Source organism: Psychroserpens mesophilus (genome assembly GCF_050617655.1).
Lineage (GTDB): Bacteria > Bacteroidota > Bacteroidia > Flavobacteriales > Flavobacteriaceae > Psychroserpens > Psychroserpens mesophilus_A.
This window is the reverse complement of record NZ_JBODQC010000001.1, coordinates 492,598-507,503: the sequence shown is the minus strand read 5'-3', so window position 1 is coordinate 507,503 and position 14,906 is coordinate 492,598. Positions and strand designations below refer to the sequence as shown.

The window sequence follows — 14,906 nt, the reverse complement described above, 5'->3', positions numbered from 1 at the left end:
TATGATTTCTAAACTCAACTTAGAACATATTTTGTTTTTAGATATTGAAACCGTTCCTGAAACTGAACATTTTTCAGGTTTAGATGACACGAAACAAAAACTTTGGGAATTAAAATCGCAATATCAAAGACGTGACGATTTTACTGCTGAAGAATTTTATGATCGTGCTGGTATTTGGGCTGAGTTTGGCAAAATTGTGTGTATTTCGGTTGGGTATTTCACCTATCAAGGTGATGTTAGAACGTTTAGAGTGACTTCTTTTTATGGAGATGAAATGAAGATTCTGAAAGATTTTAAAAATCTTTTAATCTCACATTTTAGTCAGACAAGACATTTACTTTGTGCACATAATGGGAAAGAATTTGACTTTCCATATATCGCAAGGCGAATGATTATTCACCATATTGAATTGCCTTATAAATTAAATCTCTTCGGAAAAAAACCATGGGAAGTGCCTCATCTCGATACTTTAGAACTATGGAAATTTGGAGATTACAAAACCTATACGTCCTTAAAATTATTAACTAATGTTTTAGGCATTCCTTCGCCTAAAGATGATATTGATGGCAGTGAAGTGTTTAACGTTTACTATAAAGAAAACGATATAGATCGTATTGTTCGGTATTGTGAAAAAGATACGATTGCTGTAGCTCAAATATTTTTAAGATTACGAGGTGATGAGCTGCTTCATGAGAATGAGATTATTCATATTTAAGTTGAGTTCGACGTGATAATAATTGTATTTGTTAATTGAGTACAACAAAATTAATTATTTGACTTAGGTTTCGACTGCGCTCAACCTGACAAAACGAATAAACACTTGAAAAAGCATGGCTAATCTATGTTATTTAGTTTCGCAAAAAGGATTGAACGGTTTGTTTGAAATCCTTTTTTTATTTTCAAAAAAAGATTGAGTAGTGAAAGCCTGGTTTATGGTTTTATACCTCTTTATATTTAAAATTCTATAAAACTATAAATTTGCACAAATAAAAAAAGCCCAGACTTAACATCTGGACTTTTCTCGATTAGTAGTTGGTTAATTATTACTGTTTTATAAAACGCTTAACCAAAGTCTCACCTTCAGTCGTGAATTTAACCTGATAGATAGCTCCATCTAAATTGCTTACATCAATAGCATTTCCTTTAAGTTCTCCTTTGGCTACAGTTTGACCAACAGTATTGTAAATTTCATACGTTACATTCGTATAGGTTGTAGCAACATGTAATGTACTTCCTTTGACAGGATTAGGGAATAATTTAATCTCCTTAATCGTTTCAATTGACGAATCTGCAACCACGTCTCCTTTAGCTGTAGAACCCGTTGAAAGATTAATATTATCAATTGCAAGATCTGCCTGCCAGGTATTTCCTGTGACTCTGTTAAAACGCAATTGTACGCTTCCGCCAACATAAACTGATAGATTAACATTAGCTGATTGCCAAGCATTTCCTAAGTTTCCTGAGCTACTCCAGATGGATGTCCAGCTTGAACCATTATCATTACTAGCTTCAAGATTTAGAGTTCCCATATTAGCAGCACCATATTGATGGTAGTTGAAACTAAAAGTCGCAGACGATTGCGAACTTAGATCAAAACAAGGTGAATTTAGAATTGCTTGTTTGGTTGGATATCCAGTATTATTCCCAGATGCTTCCACAAAAATGTAGAAACTTCCTTGAATAGCACTTGATGGACCAGTACCACTTGAAGGTGTTCCGTTTGCATCACGTGTCCAGTTCAAATCATCAGCTACAGACTGTGTCCATGCTCCAAAAGAACTTTCAAATCCTTCAGTATAAGGATACGAAGTGATACCTCCTGAACAACCTGTAGATGTAGTACTACCATCGGTTAAACTCACATCGTCAACAGCAATATCTGCCTGCCAAGTACTCCCTGTAATTCTGTTAAAACGCAATTGAATACTTCCTCCAACATAAGCGTCAAGGCTTACATTAGCCGTTTGCCATGTATTTCCTAAGTTTCCTGAACTGTTCCAGATTGAAGTCCAACTTGCACCTTCATCATCACTAACTTCTAAATCGAAAGTTCCCATATTTGCAGAACCATACTGATGGTATTTGAATGTGAATGTCGCTTCAGATAATGTTGATAAATTAAAACAAGGTGAATTTAAAATGGCTTGTTTAGTTGGATATCCAGCACTTCCCGAGGCTTCCACATAGACATAATACGACCCTTGGAAAGCACTTGATGGTCCTGTATTGCTTGAAGGTGTTCCATTAGCATCCACTGTCCAGTTAATATCATCTGCACTAGATTGCGTCCAGGCACCAAGTGTGTTTTCAAAACCTTCATTATAAGGGAACGATGAAACTCCTCCTGAGCATCCTGTAGAAGACTCAGAAACGTTTATAGTTCTTGTGACCTGAGCAGCAGCATTTCCAGAAGAATCACTAACGTTATAATAGACATTGTATGTTCCTGCGGAAGCTGTATTGACCAATCCTGAAATTACAATACTAGACGTTAGATTTCCATCTAAATTATCGGTTGCTGTTGCACCTTGTTCGTTATAAGTGTCACCAACATTTAAGTTGATAGTAGAAGCTCCCACCAATGTGATTACAGGAGCTGTAGTATCTGGATTAACCGTTACTGTTCTTGTAACTTCTGTTGCTGCATTTCCAGCAGCATCACTTACATTATATGTAATGACGTAAGTTCCAACTACATCAGTGTTAACCGTATCTCCTCCAACAACAATACTTGATGTTAAATCACCATCAATATTATCGGTTGCCGTTGCACCTTGATCTGAATACGAATCACCAAGTTGTAAATTAATGTTTGAAGATCCAATAAGGCTGATGACTGGAGCAGTGGTATCTGGACCAGAACCTTCAATTGTTACAGTATAATCTTCTACTTCGCCATAAGTGAAATTATCACATGGTCCAGGAATTTGATTGTAACGCATAATGACTCTCATTCGTGTTGAAGTTTCAGCAGCACCTGAAGGAATAGTAAAACTACCACTAACTGAAGTCGCTTGCGTATTACCTTGTGTGAACACCTGTTCTCCAGCATCTGTAAAATCACCATCTTTATTGTAATCTATCCAAACACCATACGCTTCGTTATAAACAGTACCTGTCCATGTTGGAGTAATTGTAATAGTATACTGCGCATTCTTAGTTAAAGTTGTTGAAATATTTGTAAAATCTGAATAAAACTGAGGTCCTGAGCTATTGTCAATAGTATTCAATTGAACTCTACTTATGTATTCATCATTTGTATTTGTACTTGCCGCATCACAATACGTTATCTGAACCGTTGAAACATTTACAGTTCTTACCACTTCAGTAGCTGCATTTCCTGCAGAATCACTAACATTATAAGTCACTAAATAGGTTCCTATAGCAGCAGTATTAACTGTTCCAGCGATGACTATGCTTGATGTTAAGTTCCCGTCTAAGTTGTCGGTTGCAGTTGCGCCTTGCTCGTTATACGTATCGCCAACATTTAAGTTAATTGTTGAAGCTCCAACCAATACGATAACTGGAGGTGTTGTATCTGCATTAACGACAACTGTTCTGGTAACCTGAGCAGCAGCGTTTCCAGAAGAATCACTCACATTATAATTTACAAAATATGTTCCAGCAGAAGCCGTGTTTACGGTTCCTGAAATTACAATACTAGACGTTAAATTTCCGTCAATATTATCGGTTGCAGTTGCTCCTTGTTCGTTGTAGGTGTCACCTACATTTAAATTAATCGTAGAAGCACCATTTAATGTAATCACTGGAGCTGTGGTATCTGGATTAACTGTAACTGTTCTTGTAACTTCAGCTGCATTATTTCCTGCAGCATCACTTACATTATATGTTATGATGTAAGTTCCAACAACGTTGGTGTTAACCGTATCTCCACCAACAACAATACTAGAAGTCAAATCTCCATCTATATTATCTGAAGCTGTTGCGCCAGCATCTGAGTATGAATCTCCGAGTTGTAGGTTTATATTTGCAGATCCAATAAGTGTAATTACAGGAGCCGTCGTATCAGGAATCACATTCACTGTTCGAGTGACTTCAGTAGCAGCATTTCCTGCAGTATCACTTACGTTATAAGTCACAATATAAGTGCCTGCTAAACTTGTATTAACAGTATCTCCACCAATGATAATACTTGACGTAAGATTTCCGTCTACATTATCAGTAGCAGTTGCTCCCAGTTCTGTATAGGTATCACCTACATTAAGATTTACTGTAGAAGCACCATTTATTGAAATCACTGGAGCTTCAGTATCTGGTCCAGAGTCTTCAATAATAACAGTATAATCTTCGACTTCTCCATATTGAAACGTTTCACAAGAGGTTGGAATGCCGTTATATTTCATAGAAACTCGCATTCGTGTTGAATTTTCAACAGCGCCTGACGGAATTGTAAAGCTTCCGCTTACTGGAGTGGATTGAGTAGCCGCTTGCGACCAAACTAATTCTCCAGCATCTCCAAAATCACCATCTCTGTTATAATCAATCCAAACCGCATATCCTTCACTATAAACAGTACCTGTCCATGTTGGTGTTACTGTTATCGTATATTGTGTATCCTTAGTTAACGTTGTAGAAATACTCGTGAAATTAGAATAAAACTGAGCACCTGAACTGTTATCAATGGTGTTTAACTGAACTCTCCCTATATATTCATCATTTGTATTTGTGCTAGCAGAAGCGCAATAGTTTAATTGCACATCTGTAGTCGTAAAGTTTACTAAACTCGTATAGGCAGAATTACTTCCTCCAGTACACTTACTTCTTACTTGAGCTTCATATTGCGTTAAAGCTGTTAAACCTGTCACGTTTGAAGAAATTCCATTGACAGATGTTGTAGTCCAAGCAGAAGCTCCAACTTCACGATATCTTAGATCGTAACTAGCTCCAGGAACTGCAGTCCAACTTAATGTAGCAGAAGTTGCAGCTACATTTGAAGCTGCTAAACCTGTTGGGATATTTGCATTACAAACAACGGTTCCTGCAATGGTAAAATTAGAATTTGAAATATCAAAGAAGATGTTGTTGGCTCCTTTAACCATAATTCTGCATTGAGTTCCTTGATTGTTTGGCACTACGATATCATGAGAACCATCGTTAGGAACTCCAGAAGCAAGAGAAATTGGGTAGGTGTCTCCACCATCAGTTGAAAGAAAAATATCGACATTTGCAGCATTAACTCCATTGCCAGTTGTGCCAGCAACATTCCATGTTACAGTTTGTGTTGTTCCAGCGTTCCAAGTTACATTGGTATTAGGAGTGTTAACCACAAAAGGACCAGCAGTACCATTTACAGTAACAACCATATCATCACTATTGTTCGTTGCTCCTCCTGCTCTATTATCTCTAACTGTTAATCTGAAATTTAAATTTCTAGCAACATTAGGAACCGCTTCCCATTGCCATGAAGTTGCACCTGTTTTAATCGTTGATAATCTTGGAAAATATCTTTTTGTGTTAGTTGTTGGACTATAAGATCTAAATGCTACACCTGCTGTGGCGTTAACACTAGGATATGTAGTAGATGCATTATTTTCATCATACTGTTCCCAGCAATAGGTTAGTACATCTCCAGAATTAGCATCGGTTGCTGAGCCATCCAGAACAAAAGCGGTTCCTTTGGGGATTGTATAATTAGATCCAGCATTTACAGTTGGCACTGCATTTCCAGTAGCAGTATTTGTTTGACAACTGGTTGTTTTTATGTAGTTAGTGATTTGCTCTATAGACCTTGCATGAAAATACGGGTCACTGTTAGACTGTACGTCTGTAGCTCCAGTAATTCCTGCATAGCCCATAATTGTAGAACCACTACCAGGTTCCATTTGTGCATCAGTGCCTTCGTTACCATTGAAAGTCCATGTATGATTTCCTCCAAACTGGTGACCAATTTCATGGGCTACATAATCTACATCAAAAGGGTCGCCTTCAGGGTCTGTACGAGATGTAAAACCACTTCCTTTTTGACCATTTACACAGACACAACCAATACATCCAGCATTACCGTTATTTGAAGCTCTTGCAAATAAATGTCCAATATCATAATTAGATTCTCCAATGACACTTGTTAGTGTAGATTGAAGTTGTGAATTATAAGATCCTGAACTTGTATAAGGGTCAGAACTTGAGTTGGTATAAATAACATCATCATTATTACCAACAACTACCATTCTCACATTAAAATCATTCTCAAAAATACCATTAACACGAGTCATGGTTTGATTGATTGCAGCTAAGGCCAAAGTTTTTGTTCCACCATGATAAGCCGTGTATTCTCCAGTTGTAGAAACAGCTAGTCGATATGTTCTTAAAATACTATCGTCTGCATTTCTCATTGACATATTATTATCTAGATTTTTATTCATGTGATCTGTTACTTCACATATAAAATCATCAGAAAAATCAATTTTATCTGCTCTTTTATAAGCAGCATATAATGTTAAATCTTGAGAATAAGCTTCAATAAATGTTGCAGGCATATTAGCAGACAAGCGCATGCTTTGAAACCCTAGTGGTGAAACACTAAATCTAATTATGGCAGAAGGATCATCAAGTCCTTGTCCAATATAAGATCGGATTTCTGGATAACGCTCTTGAAGCTCTTGGCTAAAAACTGGAGCTTCAGCAATCTTAAAACGTTCAAACTTACCTTGATCATTGGGAAAAGACAACACAACTCCTGAAGACATTACCTCTGTATTTTGTCTGTTAGGCACATTAATTAAAGCTTGTTTTAGAGCTTCAATATTAAGTGTATAGGTTTGAGTTTTAGGAAGGTTTTGTTTACTAGATTTTACTCTAATGGTCTTATTGAATGTCTGTTTTTGCCAAAGCGATTTACTTTGTGACAATGCAAGACTTGAACTCATCAAAAAGACAAGTAATAGTAATTTAATTTTCATTATTCTGAAGGTTAAAAGGATTAATGTAGTAGTAAAAAAATTCGATGTTCAAATTAGTATTTTTCATAAAGAAATTGCTAAAATGTTAATAAGTTTACATTAAAAATTGGAAATTTACGGTTTTTCCTCAATTATTCTGAAGAAAAATACTACAATTCATCATGGGTTTTATTCCAAAAAAAAAGCTCAGACTGAAAATCTGAGCTTTAATTGTTATGTATGTTTTATACTTATCTAATCATTAGTTTTTTACTAATTGTAGTAGACGCATTAATAAGTTGAACCAAATAAACTCCTTTTGAGTAATTTGATGCATCTATTATATTAATTGTATTTGTTATATCTAAATCTGTTCTTATAATTTCTCTTCCTTGAATATCATACAAAACAAACGTTGTTTCCTCATTTAATCGACCTTTAACAATCAGCTGTTTTACATTTGCATCATTATATACTTGAATAGAATCGAGGTTAGATTCAGAAATTGATAATGTTTCAGCTTCAAATCTTAAATAAAAACGTCCAGTACCAAATAAATCGGTATTAGCAGTTAAATTATAATCTGATGTATTTAATAAAACAGTTGTATTGGTAAGTATATCTTCAAAATATACGCTGTATTCTAAATCTGAAGTATCCATACTAATACTAACTTGTTGTCCTTGTGTAAGATTTATACCTATAGGAATTAAAGTAGATTCATTAACATCATTAAATCCAATGGTTTGAATCGCCATATTTAAATTCTGACCATTTTCAGTTAGCTCAGAATAAATAGAGAAAGATGAAGGTTCTTCTTCAAATAATTCAGCATCATAACCAATATTTAATCCTAAAGTAGCAGTATCTTTGAAATAGATGTCCGTATTGTAAGTTCTATTAGGCTTACTCATAGTAATTACAAAGTGAGCAATGCTTGAATTTCTTCCTTCGATAAAATCATCAGAAGTCCCTGTAGTTCTCATTGAAGGATTAAATACAACGTTTGAACCACCATCTTTTGAAGACACAAAAAATCCTTGACCAGGAGCGATTAAACTTCCAGGATTATTATCTGAATACGCCATATTCCAAATGGTCCATTCAGTTCCAAAAGTCAAATCTGCATCATAGCCATAAACAGCAACAGTATTAGGGTCTAATTCGTTTAAGTTAGCTAACAAGAAATCTTCTAATTTAATATAAGATGTATATGGATTACCAACTAAATTCCATTTAGCAAAGTCGGTTCCTGATTTTATAATAGGGATATTTAATGACGCTGTTGTTACGGTACCTGTAAATGTAAACGTTCCATCATCAGTTGATGCTGCACGATAACCAGTACCAGCGTCAAGATTTACAGCCTCAACATTAGAAAACAAACCATAATCATTAAGTGGTTTTTCAAAAGGACCAAACAAATATAAGGTTTGTCCTGAATTAGCAAATACATTAGCATTATTAGAAATAAAACTTGTAAAAGACTCTCCGCTTACTGGTGGAGCAATTAAATCGTTTCCTCCAACATTTGAGGTCACATGTCTATTATACGTTACATCTCCAGTTACAGTTCCATCAACTATTAAACTTGAAAATACTGTTGAACTAGAATTTAATACAAGGTTTCCGTTATTCAAGATTTCGATATCACCTCCAACAGTAATATTATATGCTTGATCAACATCAATTGAAGCTCCTGAATTTACTGTCAAGTCATTTATACTAATATTTGTAGTATTTACATTGTATAAACCATCTAAGATTAATACATTTTCAGCCGTTGTTGTTCCGTCAGGAGCACTTGGATCCCAGGAACCTCCAGAATAAAGTAATCCGTTATACTTTATATTAACCGTGTAATCTTCGACCTCACCATCAAAATTAGTAAGACATGCTGTTGGATCTGCATTATATTGGGCAGATACTCTCATTCTAGTATTGCCAAAAATCATACTCTCAGGAATAGCAATTGATAATGTTGGTAAGGCACCATCAGCTACATTAGTTATATCTCCTAAATCATATGCTTCTCCAGGATCGTCGAAGTTACCATTTTTATTCCAATCAATCCATACAAATGTGTGAACTGTATAGTTCCCATCTGTATCTACATGAACAGTAAGATCTACAGTTGTTCCTTGGTAAACATCTGTATTGATATTTGTAAAATCTTCGTATCCTACATCTTTAGGAGTACCATCAACATTGTCTATGGTTCCAAAGATGACTCGAGTCACTCCAGTTTCATACTGTGTAGTTCCGCTTGAATCACAATAAGTTACTGGTATCACAACAGGATCTCCAATACCTATATGGTCAATTGCCATATCACTGGCAAATCCATCTCCAGTAGTTCCGATAAACCTTAGTTTAATATTTTGATTGTGATATAATGCTAAATCAATATTTTCCACATTCCAGACATCGCCTTGATTTCCAGTTATAGAAAAGATATTTATCCATGATGCGCCATTGTCGTTAGATAATTCAACTTCAAGTGTTCCTGTGTCAGCTCCAAACATATGGTAATAAAAAGAAAGTGTAGCTTCGGTTAGCCCATTTAAATCAAAACATGGACTTTCTAAAATAGCTGTAGCATTCGCTCCAATTTCTCCTGTTGAACCATTACTTGAAGCTTCAATAAATAAGTAATTTCCACCTTCTGTAATGTCATCTGAAGGCCCTGTATTTCCTGATGGAGTTCCATTATTATCTTCAATCCAATTGCCATCATCACCAGTTGGTTGTGACCAATCTCCAAGACCTGAATCAAATGTTTCTAAATATGGATAAGACACTATTTGAGTTCCTGTACAAGGTGGAATCGCTGTAGTCGTGAAATTGATAATTGCTGAGTATGCAGATGTTGAATTGTCAGGACAACGGCTTCGTATTTGAGCTTCATAATTTGTTTCTGGTGACAGTCCTGTTAAATCAAAAGTAATATTACTTGTTGTAACATCTATCCAAGTACCAGATCCAATTTCCCTAAATCTAATTTCAAAAGTTGTTCCTAAAATAAAGTCCCAACTTAGCGTTGCTGCATCCGAAGTAATGTTTGTGGCTACGAAATTATTTGGTATATCTGCGTTACATTGAACAATTACAAAATCAGCATCAGATATATCAAAAAAGATGTTATTAGCTCCTTTTACCATTATACGACTTTGATTGCCTTGATTGTTAGGAACAACGATATCATGCGAACCATCATTAGTAACTCCTGTAGCTAAAGAAATTGGATAGGTATCTCCACCATCAGTAGACAAGAAAATATCAACATTTGCAGCATTTACTCCATTTCCAGTTGTTCCTGCAACATCCCATGTAATTGTTTGAGTGGTTCCAACATCCCATGTTACATTAGTATTTGGAGAATTCACGACAAATGGTCCTGCAGTTCCGTTTACAGTAACCACTGCATCATCACTATTGTTGGTTCCTCCTCCAACAACATTATCTCTAACCGTTAATCTAAAATTAAGTGTTCTTGCCACTTCTGGAACAGCTTCCCATTGCCATGACGTAGCTCCAACTTTAATGGTTTCTAATCTAGGAAAATAACGATGTGTATCTGTTGTTGGTTCATAAGCTCTAAAAGCGACACCAGTTGTTGCAGTGACACTTGGGTATGTTGTTGATGCATTATTTTCATCCATTTGTTCCCAAACATAAGTCAGAGCATTAGAAGGTGTATCTGCATCTGTCGCTGATCCATCTAAAATAAATGCTGTTCCGTTAGGTATGGTATAATCTGAACCTGCATTTACTACAGGAACAGCATTACCAGTAACTGTTTCAGTTTGGCAACTTGTACTTTTAACATAATCTGTAACTTGTTCTATTGAAGCAGCATGGAAATTAGGCGTTACATTTTGCTCAACATCTGTAGCTCCTGTAATTCCAGCGTAGCTCATAATAGTGGTTCCACTTCCTGGCTCCATTTGAACATTAGTACCTTCATTGCCTCCGTGAGTCCAAGTATGGTTTGCTCCAAATTGGTGTCCCATTTCGTGCGCCACATAATCTACATCAAAAAATTCTCCTGTAGGAACTGCAGCTGAAGTCCAACCACTTCCTTTCTGATTATTCACACATACACATCCAATACACCCAGCATTACCATTGTTTTGTAAATTAGCAAACAAATGTCCTATATCGTAATTTGCTTCACCAATTGTACTTGTTAATTCAGATTGAAGTTCACTATTATAGTTTCCTGTCGTATTTCCATATGGATCAGTGCCAGCGTTTGTAAAAATAACATCATCTGTATTGGCAATTAAAGTCATATTAACATTAAAATCTACCTCAAAAATCCCATTAACTCTAGCCATTGTTTGTACTATCGCAGCTAAAGCACCTGCCTTAGTTCCTCCATGGTAATTTGTATATTCTCCTGTTGCGGAAACTACCAATCTGTATGTTCTTAAAATCCCATCATCTGCATTTCTAAAAGCTATATTTTGTGAATTCAATACAGTATTCAAGCTTTCTGTTACAGAACATTCAAAATCATTATTATAATTAATTCTACTTGCTCTAGTAAATACCGTATACATTGAAGCATCGTCTGTAATAGCTTCAATAAAAGAGGCTGATTTGTTTGCTGATAAGCGCATACTTTGAAATCCTAGAGGTGTGACACTAAACCTTATAATTGCGGTAGGATCATCAACACCTTGTCCAGCATACGATTTAATTCCTGGATATCTTGCAGCTAAATCCGGATGCATTACTGATGCTTCGTAAATTCTAAATCTTTCAAGTTCTCCATTTGCATTAGGAAATGATAAGATCACATTAGATGTTTTAGAAAAATCACCTCTTTGAGGCACACTTGATAGAGCCTGTTTTAAGGCTTCTATATTTAAACTGAAAGTTTGTGTTTTTGGAAGATTTTGCTTGCTTGTTTTTACTCTAAAACTGTTGCTAGCTATTTGTTTTTGCCAAAGCGACTTGTTTTGTGACAACAACAAACTTGAGCTCATTATAAAAATGAGTAATAGTAATTTAATTTTCATTATGTGGAGTGTTAAGGGATTTTAGTGTCGGTAAATATATCATTATTTAGCAGTTTTTAATCTACAAAAAGCATAAATAATCGACGAAATACATTATTAAGAAATAAAAAAAACACAAGCAGCTGATATATAGTGATTTAAAAAATAATAGATGTTGACCTATTTTTAAAATATTGAGGATAAATCATAAGTTTTGCTGTTTTTTGAAGTGAAAATTTATCTATTTTTACATATGACTAATACTATTTTACTTGAAGTAAATAATCTTTCAATCTCATTTTTTAACAAAAAAAAAGACACTGAAATCATTCATAATATTTCCTATCATTTAAATACCAACGAAATTCTTGGTATTGTTGGTGAGTCTGGTTCAGGAAAATCAGTATCCTCATTAGCTGTGTTAGGATTACTTCCGAAGAACATTTCAAAAATCACTGATGGAACTATTAATTTTAATGGTAAAGATTTATCTAAACTTTCTGCGAATGATTTTCAAAAAATAAGAGGAAATGATATTGCTATGATTTTCCAAGAACCAATGAGTTCTTTAAATCCATCCATGTCATGTGGGAAACAAGTTATTGAAATACTTCTTCAGCATAGTAACTTATCAAAACTTCAAGCAAAAGCTGAAACGCTGTCTCTTTTCGAAAAAGTAAAACTGCCATCACCTGATCGCATATATAATGCTTATCCTCATGAAATTTCTGGTGGACAAAAACAGCGTGTCATGATTGCTATGGCTATTGCATGCAAACCAAAACTTTTAATTGCAGATGAGCCAACAACTGCTTTAGATGTTACTGTTCAAAAAGACATTATTGAACTTTTAAAACAGTTACAAACCGAAGAAAATATGAGTATTTTATTTATTTCTCATGATTTAGCTTTAGTTTCTGAAATTTCAGATCGTATTTTGGTCATGTATCAAGGTCATATTGTTGAACAAGGAAATGTGTCTGATATTTTCCATAACCCTCAGCACACGTATACAAAAGCGCTATTAAGCTCTAAACCTTCTTTAGATTTTCGTTTAAAACGCCTGCCAACCATTAAAGATTATATGGAAGGTAATACAATAACTGAAACAATAACTGTATCCCAACGGAAAGCTGCTCACAAAACGTTATACGATAAACCACCTTTATTAGAAGTCCATAACCTTGAAAAGGAATACATTTCAAAATCAGGATGGTTCGGAAAACCAGAAACATTTAAAGCCGTAAATCGGGTAAGTTTTAAGCTTTATGAAGGCGAAACATTAGGTTTGGTTGGGGAATCTGGTTGTGGCAAATCTACATTAGCAAATGCAATTTTACTTTTAGATAAATCTACATCTGGGCAAATATTATATCTTGGTAATGATATTAATAAACTTAATAGAAATGAAGTACGACAATTAAGAAAAGATATTCAGATAATTTTTCAAGATCCATATGCTTCATTAAATCCGAGAATTACTGTTGGAAATGCGATAATTGAACCTATGAAAGTCCATGGGTTAGGCAACTCTGATTCTGATAGAAAAGAAAGAGTATTGGATTTACTATTAAAAGTAGGTCTTGATGAGAGCTGTTTTAACCGTTATCCACACGAGTTCTCTGGTGGTCAACGTCAACGTATTGGAATTGCAAGAGCCATTGCTTTAGAACCTAAACTTATTGTTTGTGACGAATCGGTGTCTGCTTTAGACATTTCTGTTCAAGCACAAGTGTTGAATTTACTAAATGATCTTAAAGAAAATTTCGGATTTACATACATTTTTATTTCACATGATCTTGCTGTTGTGAAATATATGTCTGATCAGCTTATGGTAATGAATACAGGTAGGATTGAAGAACTAGACGATGCAGATGTCATTTATAACAATCCCAAAAAAGAGTACACTAAAAAACTTATTCATGCTATTCCAAAAGGTTTATAGCATGAATATTTTTTTAGTTAGGGTTAAGATGTTTTTGAGCAATCTTAATGTGTTTCTAAAATTAAGTTTTAACTTATTTTCAGAATCTGTAGGTTTAAGTAGATTTGGGGCAAAAAAATTCATAGGTTAAAATTTATGATAGATTTGGGGCAAATCATAAAGTTAGGTTTATGGTAAATTTGGTTAATTATGTATTTCGATTTGGTTTTGCTAATATGTGACAAGTTTTTTAATTTATCAGTTTAAATACATAATAAATCGATAAAATACATTAAATTTTAACATATTATAAGTTTATTCTTACAAAATATTTTGTTTTACATACATGTATTTTCATTTTACAACATAAAAAAACCACTATAAAAGTGGTTTATACAATTTTTTAATTATTTGTAAAGTATCAAATCTGCATCTCAGGAATATCGCCTTCAATAATTAATGTGCCTTCAGTAGCATTTTTAATATCATCAACTGCAACTCCAGGTGCTCGTTCTAAGAGTTTAAATCCCTTGTCTGTAACTTCCAGCACAGCTAAATTAGTTACTATCTTTTTCACACAGCCTACACCTGTTAATGGTAAAGAACATTTTTTTAATAATTTAGATTCTCCCGCTCTGTTGGTATGCATCATAGCAACAATGATATTTTCTGCACTGGCAACGAGATCCATTGCGCCTCCCATTCCTTTTACCATTTTTCCTGGTATCTTCCAATTGGCAATATCTCCATTTTGAGCAACTTCCATGGCACCCAAAATTGTTAAATCTACGTGCTTCCCTCTTATCATAGAAAAGCTAGTTGCAGAATCAAAAAAACTTGCTCCAGGTAGTGTGGTTATAGTTTGCTTTCCTGCATTTATAATATCTGCATCTTCTTCTCCCTCAAAAGGGAATGGTCCCATTCCCAAAACACCATTCTCACTTTGAAATTCTACTTCAATATCATCTCGAACATAATTTGCAACTAAAGTTGGGATTCCAATTCCAAGGTTAACATAATAACCATCTTGAACTTCTTTTGCGATTCGTTTTGCAATTCCGTTTTTATCTAACATAA

The 14,906-nt window shown here is 34.7% G+C and carries 5 protein-coding genes; 2 read left to right on the top strand and 3 right to left on the bottom strand.

What is annotated here, in order from left to right; genetic code table 11:
* Position 1 precedes the first annotated feature (1 nt).
* Positions 2-715: a 3'-5' exonuclease gene (locus ACRHNM_RS02225; RefSeq protein WP_431133211.1), complete on the top strand. Its 714-nt coding sequence runs from the start codon at positions 2-4 to the stop codon at positions 713-715.
* A 328-nt stretch (positions 716-1,043) separates the two neighbouring features.
* On the opposite strand, the gene ACRHNM_RS02220 is transcribed toward ACRHNM_RS02225, so the two are convergent.
* Entirely contained in the window at positions 1,044-6,920 is a 5,877-nt protein-coding gene (locus ACRHNM_RS02220; protein ID WP_431133209.1) for an immunoglobulin-like domain-containing protein, read from the bottom strand.
* A gap of 230 nt (positions 6,921-7,150) precedes the next feature.
* Positions 7,151-11,926: a reprolysin-like metallopeptidase gene (locus tag ACRHNM_RS02215; protein WP_431133207.1), complete on the bottom strand. Its 4,776-nt coding sequence runs from the start codon at positions 11,924-11,926 to the stop codon at positions 7,151-7,153.
* A 232-nt stretch (positions 11,927-12,158) separates the two neighbouring features.
* Here ACRHNM_RS02215 and ACRHNM_RS02210 point away from each other — a divergent pair, with 232 nt between their 5' ends.
* Complete coding sequence (locus ACRHNM_RS02210) at positions 12,159-13,850, top strand: ABC transporter ATP-binding protein (protein ID WP_431133206.1); 1,692 nt, start codon at positions 12,159-12,161, stop codon at positions 13,848-13,850.
* A 400-nt stretch (positions 13,851-14,250) separates the two neighbouring features.
* Here the strand turns inward: ACRHNM_RS02210 and ACRHNM_RS02205 are convergent, their stop codons facing one another.
* On the bottom strand, positions 14,251-14,904 hold the full coding sequence (locus ACRHNM_RS02205; RefSeq protein WP_431133204.1) for a CoA transferase subunit B: 654 nt from the start codon (positions 14,902-14,904) through the stop codon (positions 14,251-14,253).
* Between the last annotated feature and the right edge of the window lie 2 nt (positions 14,905-14,906).